Origin of the sequence: Paenibacillus lignilyticus (genome assembly GCF_017942085.1) — a bacterium.
GTDB lineage: Bacteria > Bacillota > Bacilli > Paenibacillales > Paenibacillaceae > Paenibacillus_Z > Paenibacillus_Z lignilyticus.
In genome coordinates, this window is record NZ_JAGKSP010000003.1 from 223,222 (window position 1) to 247,307 (window position 24,086).

At 50.6% G+C, this 24,086-nt stretch carries 15 protein-coding genes; 1 reads left to right on the forward strand and 14 read right to left on the reverse strand.

What is annotated here, in order from left to right; all coding sequences use genetic code 11:
• Window positions 1-123: 123 nt before the first annotated feature.
• A complete protein-coding gene (locus tag I8J30_RS10610) occupies window positions 124-3,015 on the reverse strand; it encodes a discoidin domain-containing protein (RefSeq protein ID WP_210658023.1) in 2,892 nt (963 codons plus the stop codon).
• A gap of 600 nt (window positions 3,016-3,615) precedes the next feature.
• Between I8J30_RS10610 and I8J30_RS10615 the strand changes: the two genes are divergently transcribed.
• A complete protein-coding gene (locus I8J30_RS10615) occupies window positions 3,616-9,549 on the forward strand; it encodes a discoidin domain-containing protein (RefSeq protein WP_210658024.1) in 5,934 nt (1,977 codons plus the stop codon).
• 54 nt (window positions 9,550-9,603) lie between these two features.
• Here I8J30_RS10615 and I8J30_RS10620 read toward each other — a convergent pair whose 3' ends face one another.
• From I8J30_RS10620 to I8J30_RS10680, 13 genes are all read right to left on the reverse strand, one after another.
• On the reverse strand, window positions 9,604-9,951 hold the full coding sequence (locus tag I8J30_RS10620) for a CD3324 family protein (RefSeq protein ID WP_210658026.1): 348 nt from the start codon (window positions 9,949-9,951) through the stop codon (window positions 9,604-9,606).
• Window positions 9,952-10,335: 384 nt separating this feature from the next.
• Entirely contained in the window at window positions 10,336-12,591 is a 2,256-nt protein-coding gene (locus tag I8J30_RS10625) for an ATP-binding cassette domain-containing protein (RefSeq protein ID WP_210658028.1), read from the reverse strand.
• A gap of 105 nt (window positions 12,592-12,696) precedes the next feature.
• Window positions 12,697-13,092: an SRPBCC family protein gene (locus tag I8J30_RS10630; RefSeq protein WP_210658030.1), complete on the reverse strand. Its 396-nt coding sequence runs from the start codon at window positions 13,090-13,092 to the stop codon at window positions 12,697-12,699.
• On the reverse strand, window positions 13,089-13,418 hold the full coding sequence (locus tag I8J30_RS10635) for an ArsR/SmtB family transcription factor (protein ID WP_210658031.1): 330 nt from the start codon (window positions 13,416-13,418) through the stop codon (window positions 13,089-13,091). The genes I8J30_RS10630 and I8J30_RS10635 overlap by 4 nt, the downstream gene beginning before the upstream one ends.
• A 252-nt stretch (window positions 13,419-13,670) precedes the next feature.
• Window positions 13,671-14,672 carry a copper amine oxidase N-terminal domain-containing protein gene (locus tag I8J30_RS10640; RefSeq protein ID WP_210658033.1) on the reverse strand — a complete coding sequence of 334 codons (1,002 nt, stop codon included), beginning with the start codon at window positions 14,670-14,672 and terminating at the stop codon, window positions 13,671-13,673.
• A gap of 189 nt (window positions 14,673-14,861) precedes the next feature.
• On the reverse strand, window positions 14,862-15,380 hold the full coding sequence (locus I8J30_RS10645; RefSeq protein WP_210658035.1) for a GyrI-like domain-containing protein: 519 nt from the start codon (window positions 15,378-15,380) through the stop codon (window positions 14,862-14,864).
• 58 nt (window positions 15,381-15,438) lie between these two features.
• A complete protein-coding gene (locus I8J30_RS10650) occupies window positions 15,439-16,272 on the reverse strand; it encodes a sugar phosphate isomerase/epimerase family protein (protein WP_210658038.1) in 834 nt (277 codons plus the stop codon).
• 108 nt (window positions 16,273-16,380) lie between these two features.
• Complete coding sequence (locus I8J30_RS10655) at window positions 16,381-18,141, reverse strand: ABC transporter ATP-binding protein (RefSeq protein ID WP_210658040.1); 1,761 nt, start codon at window positions 18,139-18,141, stop codon at window positions 16,381-16,383.
• Window positions 18,125-19,894: an ABC transporter ATP-binding protein gene (locus tag I8J30_RS10660; RefSeq protein ID WP_210658042.1), complete on the reverse strand. Its 1,770-nt coding sequence runs from the start codon at window positions 19,892-19,894 to the stop codon at window positions 18,125-18,127. The genes I8J30_RS10655 and I8J30_RS10660 overlap by 17 nt, the downstream gene beginning before the upstream one ends.
• An 89-nt stretch (window positions 19,895-19,983) precedes the next feature.
• Entirely contained in the window at window positions 19,984-20,658 is a 675-nt protein-coding gene (locus I8J30_RS10665) for a TetR/AcrR family transcriptional regulator (protein ID WP_210658044.1), read from the reverse strand.
• Between the two features lie 450 nt (window positions 20,659-21,108).
• Window positions 21,109-21,273: a hypothetical protein gene (locus I8J30_RS10670; protein WP_210658046.1), complete on the reverse strand. Its 165-nt coding sequence runs from the start codon at window positions 21,271-21,273 to the stop codon at window positions 21,109-21,111.
• Between the two features lie 13 nt (window positions 21,274-21,286).
• Entirely contained in the window at window positions 21,287-21,661 is a 375-nt protein-coding gene (locus tag I8J30_RS10675; RefSeq protein ID WP_210658047.1) for a DUF120 domain-containing protein, read from the reverse strand.
• 323 nt (window positions 21,662-21,984) lie between these two features.
• Window positions 21,985-23,862, reverse strand: a complete 1,878-nt coding sequence (locus tag I8J30_RS10680) for a galactose-binding domain-containing protein (RefSeq protein WP_210658049.1) — start codon at window positions 23,860-23,862, stop codon at window positions 21,985-21,987.
• Between the last annotated feature and the right edge of the window lie 224 nt (window positions 23,863-24,086).

Consider the following 24,086-nt stretch of genomic DNA (forward strand, 5'->3'; position numbering starts at 1 on the left):
TAGACAACTATATGTTAGACAACATATGTTGTCAATGGCATTGCCGATTCAAATTCACGCAAAAAGAAAACCGCGAAAGTCTCGCCAGAGACATTCGCGGCGGCGGCATTGGAACTCGAACTACTAATAAACCTCTACCTCAGCTATTGCCATTTGCCCACCAGTCTGACCCGGTCCATCCGGTGTGATCGCGACAACGCGAACATACCTTGCGGTTGTGGACGTTATCGTGTTGTCACTCGCTCCTCCACCGAATCCCGTTACCGATTTAACGGTTGTATACGAGGTGCCGTCCGTAGAAGTCTGAATATCGAATGCAGTCGCATAAGCAGTAGCTGGCATGATGAGCTTGATGCGATTGATGCTGGTGGACGCACCCAAATCAATGCGCAGCATCCATCGCCATTGATTCGTTGCTTGTGTCTTTGTCGATGGATTGCCGTCCGTCGCATAAACGACGGAGTCGCCCGGTTGAAGCGCCGCGGTGCTGCCGTCGATATAGTAGGCGTTAACCGTTTTGTTCAACGCTTTGTTCGTGCTTGCAGGACCTTCCACCGTAACATCGTCGAAGGAAACCGTTGAACCTCCTGTATTCGTACTGCCTCCGTTCAACGAAGGATACCCCGTCCTGCCGCTCCAAGACTGCGTATACATCCAGGACGCCGGCTCACTCGTGCCATCCTGCCACACTTTTCCGTACAAAGTCCCATTGGAGGCGCTCATTTTAAACCAATACCACGTATTGTTGCTCCAATTGAAAGGATAGCTTGTGCCCCATGCGATTTCGTCGTTCAGCCATTGAAGCGTGCTGTGATTCTGATGGAAAACGAGATTATAGCCTTTACCGTCTGAAGTCCCGGTGAATAGCCCCACGCCGGCACGTGCATAATCGCCGTCCGTCCAACTGTCGACACGAACCTTAGCCGTAATCGTGTAATCGGTAGACGTACCGAGACCGGCATTGCTTACAATCGCTTTGCGCGGATCGCCGTTAGCCGTTGAGGTTTGCTTCAGCGTCTGCGATGTCTCGCTCCATGCTCCGCCAACTGTCGTCCATGGAGATCCGATTGCATTGTCGTTGAAGTTATCGCTGAATACGACGGGACCTGCCGGAGGCGCTGTAGGCGGCGTAGGTTTCTGGGCTGTTCCTCCCGGTCCGACCGCATTCATAATGTCGATGGCGCCTTGCGGCCAGCTTTGGTTACTCACCGTTGTATTGTTCTGGAATACGTTGCTGCCGCTCCAATTTCCCCACGGCGAATTGCTGTAGTTATTCTGGATCACGTTATCGTGATTGGGAGGATTGCTGGCAAATATCGTTTGAGGCGCGTTGTTAATGACGTTTTTCTCGGCCGTTTTGTATGCACTTCCGTTGTCGAAATAGATTGCCGAAATCGGATATCCACCGTTATAGGCCGAGCCGGACAGATCGTGGATGTAGTTGGCATCGAATCTGGTGAACCCGACCATTTTGCCTAGCGTGTAAATCCCGCCGCCGTCATCCAGCAGCTTGATTACATGGTGAATGTTATTGCCGAATATTACATTATCGGTCATGCCATGCTCATAGTCCTGCCAGTTCCACCCGATGGTAATCCCCGTATAAGGCAGATTCTTAACTTCGTTCCGGCCGATTGTCATGTTGTTCGGAATCATCCCGCCGATGCCGACCATATCGGCATAATCAAGCCCCACGGTATCCACGGTATTATCCAAGATCGAATCGTAGGTACTCTGGCCGTCCATTGAGGACTGTTCATCCCACTCATCGCCGGCGACGCCTAGCGCAACGCCTCCCCCGGCATTCTTATAGAACGAATTGCTCTTTATAAGCGTATGATCGGTTCCCTCGTTCCCCATGATGCCCCATCCGCCGGCGAATTGGAACGTGTTGGATTCCAGCGTTATCGTACTCGCATATTTAAGCTGAACCATCCCCAGAGCCGACGTATATCGCGCCGTATTTCGGATTTCCGAATTGGATCCTCCGCCGGCCGTTTGGTATCGAAAGCCTGCTTGCGTATCCACGTATCCGTAAATACTGGGAGCCAGCCAATTGCTGTATCTGAACGTAATGCCGGCAAACTGAATATCGTGGACTTTATTTGAAGCGCTGCTGCCTTGGAATTGAACAAGCGTCTCTACCTTCGGTGCGATGACCGTCGTCGTATTCATAGTTTCGCCGCTGCGAGGCTTATAGTAGAGCGTCGTGTTGGCCGTATCCAAGAACCACTCGCCGGCCGCGTCCAGCAGCGCATAGGCATTCTCGAAGTAATAAGGTGAAGAACCTTGATTATGGTGATTATAAGCGAATCCACTCTCCGGAGTTTTGAACGTGACCGTATTCCCCGTATAACTCGCGATTCTTCCGCGGTGCTGGCTCCAATGGCCTACAACGACCATTTCGGCCGTGCCGCCGTTTGCCCACGAACCGATATCTGCCGTGTTTACGGTATACGGATAAGAACTATTCGTAGCGTTTAAGTAGGGCCCGCCAGTAACTTCGTCCGTCAGATTCGGCTTGCGCGCCTTGACGCCTCGCGTGTCATTCACATACAGCTGTCGGAAATTCCAATTGACCCCTGTTTTCTTATAGATGTTCTGTCCCGCATCATGAAGTGTCCAGCCTGTTGTCAAATCAACGCCGCCGCTGATGACCGGCGCGGCGCCCGTATAGTTCTTATAGATGATTTTATAACCGTTCGTCCCGGAATCGGATGGGCCGAACGTTAATGTCGCACTCAAAGGATAAGTGCCGTTCATCAGATAAACATAAATATCCCCTGTCATGCTGCCGTTAATCGTCCGAATGACATCCCTTGCTTTCGTGATCGTCGCGAACGCTGTTCCTGTCGTCAAACCGTTGTTGCTGTCGCTGCCGCCGGACGGATTCACGTAATACGTAGCCTGCGTAGCGGCATAACTCCTTTCTGACGGAACGACGGTTACCGTTAACGTAACCACCATTGCGACAATAATAAGCCAAATCACGTTTACTCGTTCACCCTTTTTCATCCTCGTTAATTCACCTCTCGCTTGTATTATTGATAACGCTTCCATTACCCAAATAATAGTTTATGGAGGCGGTTCGGTTTTATGAGAATTAGTTATGAAATAAACCGGATCATTTGTCCGGTTCTATGAAATTGACCCTATTACAAATGTCTCTTGAATTCACCAATACAGGATGTTTTGACTAATTTCTGGCAGGAATGAATATTAAGATTTCTTAAAATTGTTTACAATGACCTATTGCATAGGCAATAAGGCATTAAGGCCTGTAGACCTATGGCATTTCAAGCACAAACCAAAATGACGATATGGTGTAAACGCTAAGCCTCTTCGACTCGAAAGTTAACATGGCTAAATCATGGACTTCTATTTATTCACAATTTCCTTAGGTCTAACTTACGGCATCTCGACCTGCAATATTAAGCATATAGCCCTATCACCGGTCTTGGAGTAGGCTGTGACGCTCATTGTTAACCAATTTCGACAAGGGATATAATTGCGCTGAAAAAAAATCCCATACTTTTTCCGGGATTTGGATGTTTCTCTCATGTCGAGAAATGTCATTCAAGAAGCCCTTGAGGCACAACAGGAGGAATTGGTGGAATGAGTTCTTTTGCAAGAAAGGTTCGTAGGAAGATGCCCCTGACAACCAAGTCAGTGCTCGTCCTCTCCTTGCTTCTCGGTTCCTGGAACGGATCCATCGTTGCAGCAGCCGGTGCTAAGGGAGCCGAGGCTTCGCGCCTTCTCACGTATGGAGGAGCGGCGTACGCTTCTTCAACCGAAGGCGGCTTAACGCCAGAGAAAGCCGTTGATGGCAGCACGGACTCCAGATGGGGAAGCGCGTTCAGCGCGGATCCACAATGGATTTACGTAGACCTTGGCGCCCATGCGACGATCGACAAGGCCGTTATCCGTTGGGAGAATGCCTACTCGAAGTCGTACAAGATCCAAGTCTCCGACGACGAAACGGATTGGAAAGACATCTACACGGACGCTAAAGGCGACGGCGGCGTGGATACCATCAGCCTTTCCGGTCAAGGACGTTATGTCCGAATGCTGTCCCTCGAGCGAAGCGGCGGATATGGGGTATCGCTTTATGAATTCGAGGTTTACGGCACAGGCGGAACGAATCCCAGCCCTATCGTACTAGGTGAGGACGTGGCCAAGAATAAACCTGTCGCAGCTTCTTCTTATGAGAAAGCAGACAAGGATAAGCCAGCGATGCCGCCGGAGAATGCAAACGATGGCGATGTGACGACCAGATGGTCATCCGCTCATACAAGCAATGAATGGATATATGTTGACCTAGGCTCCGTACATGAAATTGGCCGCATTCGGCTCAACTGGGAAAATGCAGCCGGACGCATCTACGATCTGCAAGTGTCTGACGATGCCGCCAATTGGACAACCATCTACCGCGAGATGAACGGGCAAGATGGCTGGATCGATACGCCGGTCTATGCAAGCGGCCGTTATGTGCGAATGAAAGGCATTAGCCGCACGACAAGCTATGGCTACTCATTATTCAATTTCAGCGTTTACGATTACGTGAACGGGGATCCGAAGCCGGAATACACGATCCCAACGCTCCCTACCTCTTCAACGGTCGGCGTCGGCAAAGGCAGCTACTTAACCAGCGATATCAACATGCCGCAGCCGCGTCCGCCGATGAACAAGTCGGATGAGCTAGATGCACCGATTCCATCGAATGACTGGTGGCAATCGGTCTTGATCAAGAACTTCAGTGACAGCCTGATCACGCTTCCGCTGAAATCCAAGTACTCCGCGCTCGGTCTCGGAATTCTGGATCCGGGCGCAGGTTGGGTGAATGATACGGGCAACTCGCAAGCGGCTGATGGCGGTCCGGATTTCTACCTGCATGCCGGCAACATCAGCACCACCAATGTGAAGAACAAGATTACAGGTTACGGAGATTGGTCAGCAACCGTGGCACTGAGCGATAACGATACCGCGAAAATGAAGACGACCTTCGTTAAAGGCTCGCCGTATTTGTATTCGGAATTCAGTGACCCGACGACATCCGAGTTGTATTTCCCAGCGTCCACCCGCTTCTACGATGACAACGGAAATCCGGTTCTCGCTGCCGAAGGTGCCAAATTGACAGCCGATCATATCGGTTTCGCCGTGACGAATGTAGACGGTTCCCCGCAAGCGAATAAAGTAACCCGCAATTATGGCGTATTCGCGCCGGAAGGCTCCGTCTTCATGAAAGTCGGCAACAAAGTAAAAATTCGCCTGGGCAGCGGGCAAAACTACTTGTCCGTCGCGTCGATGCCTGCCGCAAGCGACTTGAATTACTTCTATAAGCATGGTTACGCATTCGTTACGAATACGGTCGTTACGCCTAGCTTCGACGAGACTGCCTCGGAAGTGGCTACTACCTTCGCGGTGGAAATCGATCGGAAGCGCTCGGATATGGAACCAACGACCTTGATGGCTCTGCTCCCGCACCAATGGAAGCAAACCTCATCGTCCTTGACTCCTCTTACGTATCCATCCATTCGCGGAACGCTTAAGCTTCATGAAGGCAACTCGTTCACGACAAAGGATCAGTTCAACGGGATCGTTCCACAATTTACGGAACCGGGCGATTCTTCGTACTCTCGCGAAGCGCTGCTTGAGCAATTAAGCTACCTGGATGAATCAACGTCCAAGAACATCATGTCCGGCGATGCTTACTGGCAAGGCAAAGTGCTGCATCCGCTGGCAATGGGCGTGCTTATTGCGGATCAAATCGGAGACCAAGCGTACAAAGAAGCGTTCCTCTCTCGAATGAGAACGATCTTAACGGACTGGTACACCTATACCAACGGCGAGCCGGATTACTTCATGTACTACGATCCGACTTGGGGTACGATGTATTACAAAAACAGTGAATTCGGCGCCAACACCGGCTTAACGGATCACCATTTCACGTATGGTTATTTCGTCTTCGCTTCTGCCGTGCTCGCGACGTACGATCAAGATTTCAAGGACAATTACGGCGGCATGGTCGAGCACCTTATTCGGGACTACGGGAATCCGTCCAAGGAAGATCCGCTCTATCCGTTCCTCCGCAATTTTGATCCCTACGAAGGCCATTCATGGGCCGGCGGTTATGGCGATAACAACAATGGGAACAATCAGGAAGCTGCAGGCGAGTCTCTGTTCGGCTGGGTAGGCGAATACATGTGGAGCTTATTGTCCGGCGACAAAGCTACTCGTGATATTGCCATCTACGGCTTCACAACGGAGCTGAAGGCTGTCGAGCAATACTGGTTCAACTATGACAACGACAACTGGCTGCCGGAATTCGCTCATAAATCAGTCGGTCAGGTATATGGAAGTGCTTATAACTTCGGTACCTTCTTCAGCGGCGATCCCGTCAATATTTACGGCATCCAATGGCTGCCAACCGGCGAATATTTAACGAGCTATGGCTTCGATCCAGCCAAAGCAGCCGATCTGTACAACGGTATGGTCAAGGACAATGAAGGTCCCGAGGATGCGTGGCAGCATATCGTTTGGCCAATCGAAGCGCTGAGCAATCCGCAAGCGGTGCTCGATAAATTTACGGTAGAGAACACGCAAAAGAACGAAATTTTCAATACCTATTGGTTCGTGCACAATATGGCGACGCTTGGAACACGCACCGAGGACATCTGGGCAAGCGGCTGGTCCGGAGCATCCGTTTACAAGAAAGGGTCCACTTACTCGGCTGAGGTATGGAATCCTACTAACGAAGCGATTACGGTAACGTTCCATAACGCCGCAGGCGTAACTGGCTCTGCGATAATCGGCCCTAAATCGCTTGTGAAAGTCGATCCGACGAAAGTAACCGATTTGGATGCGAACATGGCTCCCGTGCTTTCAACCGACAAAACCGGCAATACGATTAAACAGCCGATCGAGCTGACTTTTGCCGATCATCGGAACTGGCGCGAGTCTATTCACGCGGTTGAAGTCAATGGCGCAGCGCTGGACCCATCGCAATACGTCGTTCAAGCCGGCAAAATCACCCTGGACAGCAGCTTGTTCCCTGTTGAAGGCAGCTACTCGATCGTTGTGAAGGCTGCCGATTATCCGGATACCGGCGTTCAACAAGTCGTGATCACAAATTCGACAGTCAACCTGGCTCTGAACAAGCCGACTTTCACGTCAGATAAACCGAATAACCCGGGCTCTTACGCGGTTGACGGCAAGCTCGATACGCGCTGGGAGTCAGCTTTCAGCGATCCGCAGTTTGTTGCGGTTAATTTGAAATCGGAATATCGCATCAGCCATATTCGCCTGAACTGGGAAAATGCCGCCGGCAAAAGCTATAAGGTGCTCGTATCGACAGATGGGGAGCAATGGACACCTGTATATTCGACAACTCGCGGTCATGAAGGCATCGACGACATTACATTCCCGGCCGTGAATGCGCGGTACGTCAAAGTAGAAGGTACGGAACGCACGACGAACTACGGCTACTCCTTGTGGGAGCTGGAAGTGTTCGGCACGCCTGCGGGCAGCCTGGATGCGCCGGATCTCCTTGCAGATACGACGATGAACCGTGCCGGAAAGCCGATTGAGATCGGTTTCGAGGATGTCGCGGAATGGAGAACAGCGATTCAGAACGTGAAAGTGAACGGAACGCCTGTATCCGCATCGCAATACGAAGTTGCTCCTGGCAAAATCACGCTGGACGGCTCCCTATTCCCTGCTGCCGGCAACTATAACATCACGGTCGAATCGCATGGTTTTGCCACGACCGCCATTCAGCAGCCGATCGTGACGAATTCGAACGTCAACCTTGCCCTGCGCAAACCGACGTTCACCTCATCCACTCCGAATCAATCGAGCAGCTATGCGGTTGACGGAAACAAAACGACGCGATGGGAATCGGCCTTTACCGACGCACAATCGATCACGGTCGATCTCGGAGCGGAAGACAGCATCAGCCGCGTCCTTCTGAATTGGGAGAATGCAGCAGGCAAGAGCTACACCGTGGAAGTGTCCACGGATAATAAAGAATGGAAAACTGTCTATACCACAACAACGGGCAAACCGGGAATCAATGACATCGGCTTCTCCCCTATCGCTGCGCGTTACGTCAAAGTAAACGGCACAGAACGGACGACGAACTACGGCTACTCTTTATGGGAGCTGGAAGTGTACGGTAACGGTACGGGTCTGCCGAGCGCACCGGAACTGTCTGCCGATACAACGAACACCGTAATCGGGCAGCCAATCGATGTGACCTTTGAAGATGATGCGGCATGGAGAACCGCGATCGAAAGCGTCAAGATTGACGGCGCAACGATTAACGCTTCCAACTACCAAGTGAATGCCGGCAAAATCACATTTAACGCGTCTTTATTTAAGACAGCTAAAACGTATGTCATTTCGGTTCAAGCAAAAGATTACGCGGACGCGTCCGTACAACAAACTGTCGCTGCCCAAGATCAGCCCGGTCATCAGGATCCGAACCCGACGCCTGACCCCGGCACGAATCCCAACCCGCTGAACCTCGCGTTCGGTAAAGAAACGGCTTCTTCACCGGAGTACCACCGCTCCGGCAGCGATGCCGTTGACGGTCGCTTGGATCGCCGCTGGGAATCGGCATTTGCCGATAATCAATGGATGAGCATCAATCTCGGGTCAGCTGCAACGATCAACCGTGTCGTTCTGAACTGGGAAAATGCCTTCGGCAAAGCATACACCATTGATGTCTCCTTAGATGGGGAGACATGGACGACTGTATACGCCACGGACAAAGGCAATGGCGGTGTCGATGATATTTCCTTCGCTCCTGTCCAAGCCAAATACGTGAAGATGAACGGTATCAAGCGAGGTTCCCCTTACGGCTTCTCATTATGGGAATTCGAGGTGTACGCCGGTAATAAGGCTCCTCTCGCAGGACCTGCCTTGACGGCAGATACGACTGATAACACACTTGGCAAACCGATCGATCTCATGTTCACGGATGACTCGGCATGGAGAAACAATATCAACGCAGTTGAACTGAACGGCGCTCCTCTTCAAGCGGATCAATATACCGTATCTGCCGGCAAAATCACGCTCAGTGCTGAATTGTTCACAGAGTCCAATCCTTATGTCGTGACCGTGCAAGCACAGGGATACGAATCCGATTCCGTTGTACAGCCAATTACAGCGGGTATCAATCTAGCCCTTAACCAGAATACCGCTACTTCTGAAGGTGCACTTCAAAGCGGACAGCGTGCTGTCGACGGTAACAAAAGCACGCGGTGGGAATCCGCATTCAGCGATCCCCAATGGATCACTGTCGACCTTGGCACCATGAATACGATCAGCCGCGTTCTCTTGAATTGGGAGAATGCATCCGCGAAAGCTTACACCATCGAAGTGTCGCAAGATGGTGAGAGCTGGTCAACGGTTTATGCGACAGCTAAAGGAGACGGCGGTATCGATAACATCTTCATAGCCCCTGTCGAAGCACGTTTCGTCAAAATCCAAGGCTCGGCTCGCAATACGCAGTACGGCTACTCTTTGTTCGAAATGGAAGTTTACTAAGCAAGCAAAACAAGCTGACGCCGGGATCAACCGACGTCAGCTTGTTTTATGCCTTCAATGTTTGACTGCCTGAACCGCTTCATATGCGGTTGGCGCTTCAACGGCATCTCCCTCATCTAAAGGGAATGCTGAAGCGCTGCGCAGTTTGAGAATGATTTTGCGAATGCTGTCTCCGGACAGATGATACTGTCGCTCGAGTTCTTGTACGGTACTGCCGTCCGCGTAGCGCCGGTAGATCTCCTCGTTACGCTGTCCGATGATAATACGGGATCCGCTCTTCTCGCCCCAAGCGGCGCGCTCGCTCTGCTGCTTCGGGACATAGATCAGCTCGCCTTGAATATAGCGCTGAAGCTCCTCCAATAGTCTAGGGGGAAGCACATCTCTTCCGTTCTTGTAATTCAACGTAAACCTCCTTAATCGTATCGGCCATTGCAACGCCATCTGAATGCGATTTGTTCACGTTTCCTTCCCCCTCTCATTAATATGGAAAAAACACGATCGTTCATTAAAATCGTGCTTCAATACTCATTATAAGTGAAAACGGTTCTTTCCGTCTTCCTATTGTAAGAAAAGGGAGGCCGGAAGGCCTCCCTCTTTATGGTGACCTTCGCTTTAAGCGAAAGCCACCTCCGTGTGCTTGATCAACTGAATCAGCTCCTTTCATGAAGATTTTGTCGGGCCCGACATCTATATTAACGCATATTCGGAAGCATGCAGACAAGTGAAAGAACGGGTATAGTTGTTTTTTCGCGCGAATGGGATCAATACTCCTTGTGAATCGCTCGATTACTGCAAGTATTTCCCCGTAATGGAATCCTTCGCATCCGTAATCTGCGTAGGTGTTCCCTCGAACACCAGCTGTCCGCCTCTGCTGCCTCCGTCCGGACCCATATCGATGATCCAATCGGCTTGGCTGATCACTTCGAGGTTGTGCTCGATCACGATAACCGTATTGCCGGCATCCACGAGTCGATTCATGATCGCCAGAAGATGAGCGATATCGGACATATGCAGCCCTGTCGTCGGCTCATCCATCACGTAGATACTGCCCTTCTTATGCAGCTCGCTTGCCAGCTTGATACGCTGGCATTCCCCGCCCGAGAGTGTGCTCATCGGCTGCCCGAGCGTAATATAGGTCAGCCCCACATCGCTCATGGCCTGAAGCTTGCGGACAACCTCCTTGAGCTCGAAGAATTCCAAAGCTTGCTCAACGGTCATCTCCAGCACGTCCGCAATCGATTTGCCGTTTAGCTTGTATTCCAGCACCTCTTCCTTAAACCGTCTGCCACCGCAAACCTCGCATGGCAAATCCACGCTGTCCAGGAAAGAAAGATCGATTGACACAACGCCCTGCCCTTGGCAGTTCTCGCAAGCGCCTTTGGAATTGAAGCTAAATAAGCCCTGATTGACTTTGTTCGCCGAAGCAAATGCCTTACGCACATCATCCATGATTCCTGTGTAGGTCGCTGGATTCGAACGCGAGGAGACGCCGATCGCCGATTGATCGATGACGATCGCATCGGAATGCTGACTTAGGAAGACGTCATTAATCAGCGTACTCTTGCCTGAACCGGCGACACCTGTAACAACCGTCAGAATGCCGGTTGGAATATCGACACTCACGTTCTCCAGGTTGTGCAGCGTCGCATTCTTGACGGACAATTTGCCGGATGGTTTTCTCGACTCCTGCTTCAATTGGAGCGGCCGCTTCATATGGTTGCCTGTCAGCGTGCCTGACTCCAGCAAACCCTCGTAGCTGCCCTCGAATACGATGTTTCCCCCGCGACTGCCGGCGTGAGGACCAACGTCGACAATGTGGTCCGCCACCTTGATGACGTCGGGATCGTGCTCGACAACAATGACGGTATTTCCTTTATCTCGAAGCTTCTGAAGCAATTCATTTAACCGATGCACGTCGCGGGGATGCAAACCCACGCTCGGCTCATCGAAGATATAGGTGACATCGACAAGGCTTCCGCTCAGATGTTTGACCATCTTGACGCGCTGCGACTCGCCTCCGGACAACGTATCCGTCTCGCGATCCAGCGTCAAGTAATCAAGTCCGATATCGACAAGATGCTGAAGCCGTTCGGTCAGCGATTTGATGACCGGCGCGGCAACCGGATCCGCGATTTCCCGAACGACCCGGATGAGCTGCCCGACTTCCATGGCGGACAGCTCTGCGATGTTATGTCCGTTAATTCTGCAGCTAAGCGAAGCTTGGCTAAGTCTTGCTCCATGGCAGCTGGAGCATGAGCCCTCGATAATGAACGGCGCAACCGCTTGCTGCGTCCGGTCGGACATCGTTTTCACGTCTCGCTTAATGTACTTGTTGGTAAACTTCTCGATGACGCCTTCCACCGTAATGTTCATCGCTTTTCCGGCGAATTCCATCTCGACTTTACGCGCCTTCCCGTACAGGAGCTGCTCCAGTTCTTCACTTGAATAGTCACTCAGCTTTTTGTCCACATCGAAAGACCCCGACTGCAGGATCATATTGATTTCCCAGCCGCCAACCTTATAGTCCGGAAGCATGATAGCCCCTTCATTTAGCGACTTGGACATGTCCACGGCTCTACTCATATTCACGATCATGCTTCGTCCGATCCCGTTGCACTCGGGACACATCCCTTGCGGATCGTTAAACGAGAACATGTTCGCCGGCCCGACATAAGGCTGACCTGCACGGGAGAAGAGAAGACGAAGAATGGGCGAAATGTCGGTTATCGTACCCATCGTGGAGTGGGAACCGCCGCCGAGTCTCTTCTGATCTACAATAACCGCCATGCTTAGGTTCTCGATGCCGTCCGCCTCGGGCTGCGGAACCTTAGGCAAGAAAGTGCGCACGAACATGCTGAAGTTCTCGTTCAGCAATCGCGTCGATTCTGCAGCGATCGTATCGAAGACAATCGAGGACTTACCCGATCCGGATACCCCCGTGAAGATCGTAATTTTTCGTTTCGGAATACGCAGGGAGACGTTCTTGAGATTATTTTCTCTTGCTCCGGAGATCACGATATATTCTTGATTGGATGCGCTCATGCTAATTCTCCTCCCGATTTTGTTCATCATCCGAAGCAGACATAAACCGGCTGCATTCGACATGCAGCCGGTTTATGTCGTTTCGGGTTAACAAAGCTAACTCTACTATTCAAACAACTTGACTAATTGGCCAAGCATTGCACCCCAACCATACTTAGCGCCATTAAGGGCTTGTTCATTGGAAATTCCGGTTTGTTCGAGATGAAGATTAACCTTACCGTCCCCAAGGTCTTGCACGGTCCAAGTAACCGTGTGTTTCTCCTGACCGGTTCCCCAAGTGTAGGACAGCTTGCTTGGTTCGTCTACGATAAGCACTTCGCCTTCAACGATACCATCCCAATATTCAGTCGGCTTCTGACGGAATTGAAAACGGTGACCAACGACGGGCTTGAAATCATTTTCCATCACCCATTTGGCAAGCTTAGTCGGATCGGTTAGAGCACTCCATACTTTCTCAATCGGTGCTGTATATTGATAATCCAAATTTAAAGTAAAACTCATTCCTCTTCCTCCTCTAATAGGTGCTGCAATCGAATCAGGTTCGTGTTCCAAAATTTGCTGTAAAAAGAAACCCAATGCTGAATTTCTCGGAGGGGCTCGGCGTTTAATCGAAATCGCGTTTCTCGGCCGACCTTCCGGTCAAGAACGAGTCCGGCTTCTTTAAGAATGGTCAAATGCTTGGATACGGCTGTTCGGCCCATTTGAAATTGCGATGTTAATTCGTGCAGCGGCACTTCCTCTGCCTCTGCCAGCAGACGAATTAATTCGCGTCTGGTTGGATCCGCAATCGCGTCAAACGTATCCCGCAACGGGTTGTTCTCGCTCACAACACCCTCTCCTAATTTTGTTGACTGTGGTATTGGACACCTTTTGGTGACATGTTCATTATAGGGCATCATTTGGTGTCAAGTCAACAGCGTGCCCCCGACCCGTTGATTACATTCATGCACTTGGACATTTGCATCCATTTCGGTGGCTAACCGAATGGCTATTGCTTGGATACATCCGCAAGCTACGATAGAAGCACGAAATCAAAGGGAGCAGACCTGAGAAGATCTGCTCCCTTTGACATTGAAATCTTAGTTCGATGTTTGGCCAACTGTGTCGGTGCGCTTCTCGCCCGGCTTCGCGATTTCCAGCGTGCCGGTCTCGGTATCCACCTCGCCGAATCCATAGTGCTTGTAGCCCGTCTGCGTGAACGCTCCTTCGGCGTTTACGACACCGTATTCCGTCCATCCTGTCTCACCGAATATTCCGCTGTTATAATATATGAAATCGCCGCTTGGTTTCGGTGCTGTGCCGATGCTGTTCGTCCACTTACCCTTCATGAAAATACGAAGCTGATCCTCGATCGACCCTGCTAATCTGCCGGCCCAAGTTACTACTGCTTTGTCGTCTTTGATTTCGAACTGCTGCGCAAGGTTCCCATCGATACGGATGAATCGCAGTGCTTCCCCTTCCGGGAACAGCATCGTTGAACCGTCAGCCTCGCCGACGTTCTCGGCAATCAGAGGCTTAATCGCATACTGCGGATCGTAGCTGAGCCCAACCGCAACCTGACGAGCTTCAGCCAAGGTGCCGTGATTCAGTGTATCGTGCTTTTTCTTCCCGATATAGGATGAGATGAACACGGTCCGATCATGCCAATCGGAGGCATAGCCGAATTGGGCAGCCAAGTAACGGAGAGGTACATAGGCACGATTGCCGTGCAGCTTCATAGGTGCATCAATCCGCTCCGTCACTTTGTTCACACCGCCGGGCTGATTGCGCTCGACTACCGCAACGCTGCTGAACGCCGTGAATCGGACCGTTACGCCCCATTTACGAACGACTGCCGTATTCGTCTTGGCATTCCATTCTACATTTGCGCCAAATGCTTCGCTAACCGCGCGCAGCGGTACGAGCACCCGCCCGTGATCGATAATCGGTGCTGCGTCTGAAGCGGCAGCCTTCCCTAATACTTCAATTTGAATGGCTGTAGAGGCTGCATTCGCATAAGCCCGCTCTGTGCCGGGCAGCGCGAAGAAAGCACCTGCCATAATCGTAGTCGCTACTAACGCAGTTGCAATTTGTTGTTTCATGTTTGTCCACTCCTTATCGTCGTAATAGATCGGTAGGTAACCCGATCCGGGATTACATAGTTAGACGAGGGAAAGGTGGAAATGGTTGCTTGTCCCATATTATTAAGAGATTGGGACATAGATGAGTATAAGTGCTAACGAAAAGACGGACTCCCTGATTAGTGGGAATCCGTCCTATTTAAACTATGATTAACTGTTCGACTTCCTTCGTACCGGGTAAAGCATCGTAAAGTTGAACGTTTCGATTTCCGAGTAAGGCACGGTTAGCGCATTAAAGGGTTCGAATGGAACGGTCTCCATGCCGAGTACGCCTTCGCTTGAATCGAGTTCATATTCAACGGACTGTTCCAGCCATGCAAATATGGCATCATATACACTCCACATGTGTGCCTCATTCCCTTGAACGCGAGCACTGATGCAGAGACCGCCCGAAACCTCCAAAGTCTCAATACCGGAAGGAACATCCCCGAAGTCATCCACCGCTAATCCAACCCATAGCGTATCTACTGCCTTATTCCACTGCTCTTGCGGAATGAATACATACGCTTTAGGTCCTTCAGAGAGCCGCGCATCGGTAACGGGAACCTGCTCTGTTAACGCGTTCCATGCTTTCCGAGTTCCACTCTTGTCTTCCGTCATTCCCGTCCGCACTGCCAAAGCCTTAAAAGGAGCTACATCCACCAATTCAACTGCTATCGTATTCCGCACAACTACCTCTCCTCTCACACTTTATTCGTGTTGAAAATCATTAATCTGCGTAAACTTATTATCGAACGGAACGTTGGATCAGCTGGATGGTCTTGCGCGCGCCTTCGATCTCATTGCCGTCGGCCGGCACACTCTCAACACCCCACGTGCCTTGAAACCCATTGTCCTGCAGCAATTTACAGAAAGAAGGTACATTTTGCGTCAGTTCCTGCCCATCTTCCGTGAAATGGAAGGTTTTGATATGCGTGACCGTTGCGTATTTCGCACACTTCAACCAGCCTTGTGCCTGCTTCCCGTGTGCCCAATTCCATGAATCCAGCAGCAAGCCCAATCCGGGAACCGCTTCCAATAGTTGGACCGTATTATCCGGATCGACGGTTGGCCCCCAGTGATTCTCTACGATCACTTGAATGCCGGCTTTCCGGGCACGGGCGATGAGATCCTGATACCCCTCGACAACAATGCCAAACACGTCGTCCGTCCATTGCTGCGGTCCGCCGGAGTCGATACGAATGTGGGATGCGCCAAGTTTCTCGGCAATTTCGATCCAGCGGTATGCCCGCTGCCGATTGCCGGCACGCGCTTCCTCGGACTCTTCATAAATATGCGCTCCGTCAACCGCTATACACCCGAACGGCAATCCGGCTTCATCGGCCGCGCGCTTCACGCGTTCCAGAAATTCATCGTCCACAGCCGTCAGATGCTGAGATTGGTCCGGGTTGGCACCGGCATGCAGCGCATCCTCGCCTTGATTCAACTCGGCCAGATGAGCATTCCAAGGATCAAGCTGCGTACACCCGAGTTCTTTACAATCCTTAATATATTGGAAAATATCCTGTTTCCCCGCCGCCAACAATCTGTGAAAACTGAACGAACAAATGCTGATTTGCATACGCTACCTCCTATATTTGCGAAACTACGTTCTTACTGGAACATATTCCATTTTCGTATCCATTTTCCTCCTATCTCTTCACAAAGTTGACGATTTACAGATGCCGGTTTATGCATATTGCAATCGGTAAAGCTGCGCATACCGTCCCGAATGAACCAGTAAATGGGAATGTTTCCCTTCTTCGACCACTTCCCCATTCTCCATGACAAGGATTCGGTCGGCATTCCGAATGGTTGATAGCCGATGTGCGATCACAATAGCCGTTCGTCCCTCCATGAGTCGACCCAATGCTTGTTGAATGAGTTCTTCCGACTCGCCATCCAACGCGGATGTAGCTTCGTCCAGCAACAATAACGGGGCATTCTTGACCATTGCACGCGCAATTGCGATTCGCTGGCGCTGTCCACCGGATAATTGCGAGCCATATTCGCCTACACGTGTAGTCAGTCCATCAGGCAACCGATCGATGACTTCCCGCAATCCCGCCTCAGTTATCGCCTTCCATATGTCGTCATCGGATGCGCCGGGATTACCCCAAGCTATATTATCTCGAATCGTGCCATCGAAAAGATAACTGTTTTGCGGTACATAGGCGATTAGTGCTCTCACCGTCTCTTGAGAATACAGCTCCCGCGGATGGCCGTATAATCGAATGGAACCGGCATCGGCTTCCACAAGCTCCATGATGTACTTCACTAATGTCGTCTTCCCTCCGCCGCTGCGGCCGACAATAGCAAGCTTTTCTCCGTTTCGTACACGCAAAGACATTTGCTTAACAACGGGCAGATCGCTTTCGTAAGTTACGGAAACACCTTGCATATCAATTGCATGCTCCGCGAATGGATCCGGTTGTACGGTTTGCTCGCGTATTTGCTCGTCGGGAAGATCAAGAACCTCCTTTACGCGAACGGCGGAGATCGTTGCATATTGGAGCTGACGGTAAGAGTTGGTCATTAACAGCACGTCATTGTTGATTTGTGACTGTAAGAGCACGATGAACACAACGGTACCTAAGTCAGTCACGCCCTTGTAAACGAAATAGCTACCCGAGACGAGGGTTAGGATAATCGCGCCCCACTGTATCGCGGAACTTGAAGATGAGCGCAAAGCGTTGTATCTTGCTCCGCGCAGCGCATGCGAATAGACGCTAGAGGAATCGCCCTCATACTTCTTCTGCAAATGTGACGTAAGACCAAACATCCGTACTACAACTATTCCTGAAATCATATCCAGCATTCGCTGCGTGAGAGTCGACATGATTTCCATTCTTTTTGTAAGCCACTTATACTCTCTGCGGATGCAAGCAAGGTTCGCGTAGATGCTAATCAGTCCGAATAGGAGATTCATAAAGCCTATTATTGGCTGCGAAACGATACAGATCACCGTGGAAATAAGGATACTGACAGGAATGGCGGCTAAACTGCGGTCGCCCGTCATCATTGAACCGAAGAAATCGGCTGTACGTTCCGCATCCATACTTATGCGAGTAGACATATCCCCGGAAAGCTGCGAATCCGCTTTGGCCGCCGGTATAGCGGTTAATTTCGCGAACAATGCCTTACGAATCTGCGCAAGGCCAAGGACTTTAATCGTAGCGGCTTTGTAATTTACGGCCGTCATGACAATAATGCCAAGCATTACAATCACGGCGACTGCTCCTATCGTCTGCAGCATAGCGTCAAAGTTACCTGTTGCGGCGTGGGCCGTCGTTTGACCGATTAAATACGCAGAGGTTATCGACATCCATGCATTCTGCAGCATACTGATCAAAGAGCATCCCATATAACTCTTACGCCAAGTTGCTATGAACCGCCATGACCATAACATCATTCGTACGGTGTGCCGGATGCTGTCAATCGCAGTTTTCATCCTTATCCGCCTCCTGGGACTTGTAGAGTCGATAATAAATGCCTTGCAACGCCATCAGTTGTTCGTGTGTCCCGCTTTCCACGATCTGACCGTCATGTAGACATAGGACCCGGTCAATATGGCGAAGGGCAGACAACCGGTGCGCGATGATGATCACGGTGCGGCCATCCATTAGCCGACGAAGCGTTTCCGACACCATAGCTTCGCTTTGCGTATCCAGCGCTGAGGTGGGTTCGTCAAGCAAGAGTAGCGGAGCATCTTTCAACATCGCGCGAGCTATCGCTACCCGCTGCCGTTGTCCTCCGGATAGGTGCATCCCGCGTTCGCCGATGTCTCGCTTCATATCGATATCTTGAAGCAGCGCAGCGTCAATAACCGCTTGTATCTGTGCATCGGTAGCGCTCTGATTGCCCATTGCGACGTTATCCCGCAGCGTTCCGGCAAATAAATACGTATCCTGCCCAACATAAGAGATGTGCTCGCGAAGTGCATCCGTCGCCCAATCCTCCACAGCATGACCGAATATCTCGATATCGCCCTCCTGCTTGTGGTACAACGCCATGAGCAGTTTGATCGCGGTTGATTTTCCTGATCCGCTTGTTCCGACGAGCGCGATATGCTCGCCTCTATTTACGGCGAATGAAATTCCTCTTAATACCGGCGACTGATCCCCATACGAGAATACAACATCGGAGAGTCGGATCAGGTCGTTAGCCGGCCTAGTTGCGGTCCCGCCTGTCGGCTCCGGCGACCAATCCCACAATTCGAAAACGCGAGTGGCGCAACCCCGCGCGGTTTTGAAGGCAGACAACACGGATGACAAATCTCCGATGGGATTGCCAATGAACACACTCAATATAATGACAGACATAACGCCGCCGGAAGTAATCTGATGGATACTTGCCAGATACACACCAAAGCCGCAGATGATGATTTGGGGGAGGAATAATAAGACCTGACTTAACGGGGCAAGCAAGATGGTTGCGCGATTGGCTTCGATTCCGCTGTCGGCGGCTCGATCAACGGCAGCTTCGTAACGTTGCCGCAGTAAGTCACCAAGCTTATACGCTTTAGCGATTTCATAGCCGCCCATCAAGTGATTCGCAACGGAGAGTGATTCGCCTGCCGCTTGCTGCCGCTGATGAACGAAACGGGTTAGCGGTGCCGAGATTCGAACTTGCAAGAAGGCGATGAGCGGTACGATGGCAAGCGAGAATAATGTTAGTTGCCAGCTGATGAAGAGTGAAGCTGCTAGCGCGACAATACCGATGATCTGCTGCGGCAGCTTCACCGAGAAATAGTTTTGCAGAGATTCGTTGATTTGGACGAGATCGCTATTGGCACGTGACAAGATATCTCCGCTGTTGTGATCATCCTGTAACTGCTTGTCGATTCCGGATACGATGGCAAAATTGGTATTGCGCAGATTGCGGTCGCACAGCTCGCTGTATTTCATCCCTAGAAATTGCTGTAGATACTGCGAGGGTATAAACACCATAAGTGCAAGCAACAGAAAGGCCGTTTGCTTGTTTACGATCGTACCCGATGTACCGAATTGATCAATAATAGCGTGGAAAGATTGCGTCATCAGACTTAGCACTGCCGATGTGAGAAGTGAGAAAAGGATCGCGGATACGAGGATAGAGGTGTATTTCTTGTTGACTGTGAAATAACGGCGCATGACTTGCATTAAACTTGGAGGTGTCTCATGCTGATTGGTTTCAGGCTTTGACCTTCCATGACTTACATTCATATCTCCATCTCCATTTCGGTGAATGAATGGTTCATTCGTTTTTATTCATTTAATAAAGCACGCCGAAGCGTGCCGATCGAAATGAATATTCATTTGTTATGGATTAAGTAGGCTCTCGCCACAAGGTCAACCGCGATATCCCGGGCTGCAGCGCGTGGTACTGAAATTTCAGGCATGGCAATATTCGCATTCATAGCCCACCAGGTCAAAATATCGTTGATGCTTTGCACGTGGACGCGCGGGTAATCCAACTTCCGAATCTCTCCTGCTTCCATATAGGTCATGAGGTTTTTTTCGAATACGCGGAAGAACTGATCCCTTGCCGGAAAAAAGGAGCTCGCCAGTTCGCGAAGAATACTCGCGTTTGTCTCGATATTACCGGTTGCAAGGAGAATATCCGCACTCATATCGAAGATGTCAGCTACCATCTGCGTGAAGCTCTTGATGATTGACCCCTCTCCGTCGGTAATTCGCAAAACATCGCCGAATACCCTGTCATTTAATTTCTCGCACAGACTATACAGGTGTTTCATGTCAGCTTCTTCGACGGGCAATGCGATCTCGCTGTCGAGATAATCTTTCTCCAATGACGCGCGTATGACAAAAGTAAGAATCGCTTTCTTGCTTGTAAACAGGTTATAGATCGTACCCGTTGCGACACCGGCCGCTTCTGCAATCTCCGATACCTTCGTATTGGCATAACGCTTGGTATTAAATAGTCTTCCCGCATGAAAATAAATGCTGAACAGTCGCTCGTCTGCCATGGCTCACCTCGAAAATGAATCGTTCATTCATATTGTATGTGCCGTTTTCTCAATTGTCAATCCTATCCAGAACGTTCCGCTCTATCCGATCGTTTAGCGGTAGCCGCTTCTATTCATCCTTATCGCTGCTATCAGATAAAGGATTAGTACCACACCATATAGGTTCCAAACACTCGGTATGGACGCGATACACATATAAAGCCCAAATGGCAGTGACCATACAAACACCATGTACATTAAGAGCCGGTTATTTCTTAACGAGGATACGATACCGAGTAACGCCGGTAAAACCAACGTTATACTAATGATTAGCAACGTATCGTTACCAATCGGAATAGTTGAATACGGATTCCAAAACAAAAAAACACAACACAATAGGATGCACCCTATGGAAGCAATCAATCCGGAAAAAGAAATCATTGTTTGTTTGTTGCAGCCCCCCATTATGGATTATTCCGAATTATTCTTGTCCTTCTCCTGTTGAGCTTTAATTAAGATGTCGAGTCTCTCCAATATGCGTTCATCATTCAGCAAATGCTTCTTCACATTCGCATCAATATTGATTATGAAGAGAATGAGAATCACGGGCAAAATAAGAATTAAAACGATCTCCATCCTTTCACCTCTGCTAGCTTATTTTCACTTCTACAACATCGTCATCGCTCAAGCTGTAATGCTCTCTTAATTTTACGTCCGTTGCTATTTCTATGATTGTTCGGGGGTGATCACCAGTCCCTGCAGCGTTGCCATCTGTTCTTAAAATAAATGCTTTCCTTCCGAAAATCGAGCATTCTTGTATACTCACTGAAACAGTTCCGTTATATTCCGCTTTCTCTAATCGCATTACGTTAGTTGGCAAGTCATAAGGTTCATCAAGTTCAATATTCAATGTACCGGGAAACAAGATCATGCCCGTCTTGGATTCGTAATAAGCACTCAGCTTTTCAATCCAATAGGCAAAATTGCCAAGACCAGGTACAACCTTCCCTATTAAAGTTTTCATAACATCACTCCTTTGAGCAACATATGCCTATAATTTCCATTTTAAACATATTCGTGAAGTCGCCGCACTATCCTGCTTATCTGTTCTACAATGTCGGCTGACCCAGTATAGCCGAAAGCCAACGGTAGCTCGCGGCGGGCAACTGCTGAAAAATCACGAAACAGCTCATAATAACCCCACCTTGCCCCTTAACGGGGAGCCGAAAGTCCTAAAATAAGACTCTCAGATCACATTCAGAGCAAAAAACAAGCTGAGAGTTTCAATTTCGCACTCTCAGCTCGCCATCACAGACAGACATCCCACCTAATCGAAGGATCCATCGTTTAATTCGATACTTCGAACTCGTAAAGGATCGGCGTGTTAGTTCCGCCCGTGTAATAAATGCGCGCTTTCGTCCCTGTCACGCCGGGGAATGTCGCAACTGTCGGTGCGCCGGTGCCGCTGATCGACGTGCCGGTATATGCCGTCGCCCAGCTCGAACCGTTCCAGTACTCGATCCGGTAGCCGGATGTGCGGCTGCCAAACTCCGACAGCACTACTCGGTTGAATGTCGTGCTCGCGCCGAAATTCACTTCCACCCATTGTCCGTTATAGGCGGAGCCGAGAGCCGCCTGCCAGTTGGTGGCGAGATTACCGTCGAAGGCTTTGCTTGCCGTTTGAACCGCATCCCAATTGGAGGAGCTGGCATAGGTTTTGCCGGCTGCGAGATTGACGTATTGACGGCTGATCTCAAACTCGTAAAGGATCGGAGTGTAGGTGCCCCCGGTGTAGTAGATTCTTGCCTTTGTGCCCTGTACGGTTGGGAAAGTCACCGTCGTTGGCGATGCCGTGCTTCCAATGGTTGTGCCGGTATAAGCGGTTGTCCAGCTCGAACCATTCCAGTATTCGATCCGATAACCCGTTGTGCGGCTGCCGTATTCCGCCAGCTTCACTTGATTGAAGCGTGTGTTTGCGCCGAAGTCCACTTGCACCCACTGTCCGCTGTAACTCGAACCTGATGCAGCTTGCCAGTTCGTCACGTTGTTGCTATCGAACGCCTTGGCTGCCGTTTGGCTTGCGTCCCAGTTGGAGGAACTGCTGTAAGCCTCTCGGTCCAACGCTAGATTCGCCGGATTCGCGGACGGTTTCAGCACATTCTTAATCGCGTCGAGACGCTCCGTTCCGTCGAACAGCGTCGGTGCGATCCAGCCGCCTTCGTCGTATTCGTTCCACGCGTACATAATGACCGCGTTTGCTTCGGCGGTCGACGAGTTGCTGCCGACCCAATAAAGCGCATTCGTGAGGTTCGCAGCAATTTCGGAAGGCGCTGCAGTTTGGACCCAGTCGTTCGGTCCGACCGACGTCCAGCTTACGGGATTATCATACCGTGGACGTGTGTCCATACCCGTCGTCACCCACGGAATGACCTTCTTCCCAGTCGCCTTGTGGTTGTTCCAGTTAGCTTCGTCTTGTGCTGCAAGGCCGGAGTAAGCGCCACCGCCACCCATCCACGTGATATAAGCACTGATCGCATCTGCTCCGATCGAGGTCGCCGCGCTCGAAGCCCCGGAAGAGTTGTCGGACATGACGACGACGTACGGATTTGCCAGTCCAAGAGCAGTCGCCTTATTTCGAATCGATGTGATATCCGCAGCACTATAGCCACCTGTTCCGCCAAAAATATACAGCAGCGGCCGACCACCCATCACCTTCTGGTAATTGCTTTCTTGAAATTTACTCACCAGCCAGTCGAATTTCGTGGACGGCAGGCTCCCTGTTCCGAGGATGTAGGTGTATTTCACATCGCTTTTATGGGTGCTGGAATCGTATAAATTCCGTGCTGTATCCATGCCGCTGCCATCCGGATAAAAGCAGAACGCCCAATAATCGATGCCGGCATATTTAGCGAAGGCGATATCCTGGTCCATGAGGCTCTGAGTCAATTGCCGCGCTTGAACGGAATTCGTACCCGTCTCTACCCCAAAGTACGGCAGCCGAAAATGGTACTTATTCGGTCCGAGCGTCTGCTCGACCTGCAAACCGACCTGAGGCGCACCGACACCATCGGTATTCAGCGTACCTACCCAAGCATCCCAACGAATGGCGCCTACCAGGGTATGATTGGGGTTAGCCGCATAACCATGAGGCGCTTTAACCTGCAGCAACCCTACGGCTACCGACAATATTAAGGCGATCGAAGCCAACCATTTGAAAAATCGCATGTCCTGCACATCCTCTCACTTAGTGGCGTTCTGATAAGGTGAAGCCAGCGATTACAATCAAATCCCCCTTCCTGTCCTGCGTCGTTCCTTGCACACGCACTGAGAGTATAGCGCTTTCATTTCAAAAAATGGATTGCCCGGCTTTACTATTTTGATGTTCCTTTTTACTGTTTGCTCGCGGCGCGATAGGGATGAGAAAAGGCAACCGAATAATATCGGTTGCC

Excerpts from the sequence above, each read along its gene's own strand:
- I8J30_RS10655 (WP_210658040.1), bottom strand. The coding sequence starts at position 18,141 with ATGAAAACTGCGATTGACAGCATCCGGCACACCGTACGAATGATGTTA.
- I8J30_RS10675 (WP_210658047.1), bottom strand. The coding sequence starts at position 21,661 with ATGAAAACTTTAATAGGGAAGGTTGTACCTGGTCTTGGCAATTTTGCC.
- I8J30_RS10650 (WP_210658038.1), bottom strand. The coding sequence starts at position 16,272 with ATGCAAATCAGCATTTGTTCGTTCAGTTTTCACAGATTGTTGGCGGCG.
- I8J30_RS10615 (WP_210658024.1), top strand. The coding sequence starts at position 3,616 with ATGAGTTCTTTTGCAAGAAAGGTTCGTAGGAAGATGCCCCTGACAACC.
- I8J30_RS10630 (WP_210658030.1), bottom strand. The coding sequence starts at position 13,092 with ATGAGTTTTACTTTAAATTTGGATTATCAATATACAGCACCGATTGAG.
- I8J30_RS10625 (WP_210658028.1), bottom strand. The coding sequence starts at position 12,591 with ATGAGCGCATCCAATCAAGAATATATCGTGATCTCCGGAGCAAGAGAA.
- I8J30_RS10665 (WP_210658044.1), bottom strand. The coding sequence starts at position 20,658 with ATGGCAGACGAGCGACTGTTCAGCATTTATTTTCATGCGGGAAGACTA.
- I8J30_RS10610 (WP_210658023.1), bottom strand. The coding sequence starts at position 3,015 with ATGAAAAAGGGTGAACGAGTAAACGTGATTTGGCTTATTATTGTCGCA.
- I8J30_RS10640 (WP_210658033.1), bottom strand. The coding sequence starts at position 14,672 with ATGAAACAACAAATTGCAACTGCGTTAGTAGCGACTACGATTATGGCA.
- I8J30_RS10680 (WP_210658049.1), bottom strand. The coding sequence starts at position 23,862 with ATGCGATTTTTCAAATGGTTGGCTTCGATCGCCTTAATATTGTCGGTA.
- I8J30_RS10670 (WP_210658046.1), bottom strand. The coding sequence starts at position 21,273 with ATGGAGATCGTTTTAATTCTTATTTTGCCCGTGATTCTCATTCTCTTC.
- I8J30_RS10660 (WP_210658042.1), bottom strand. The coding sequence starts at position 19,894 with ATGAATGTAAGTCATGGAAGGTCAAAGCCTGAAACCAATCAGCATGAG.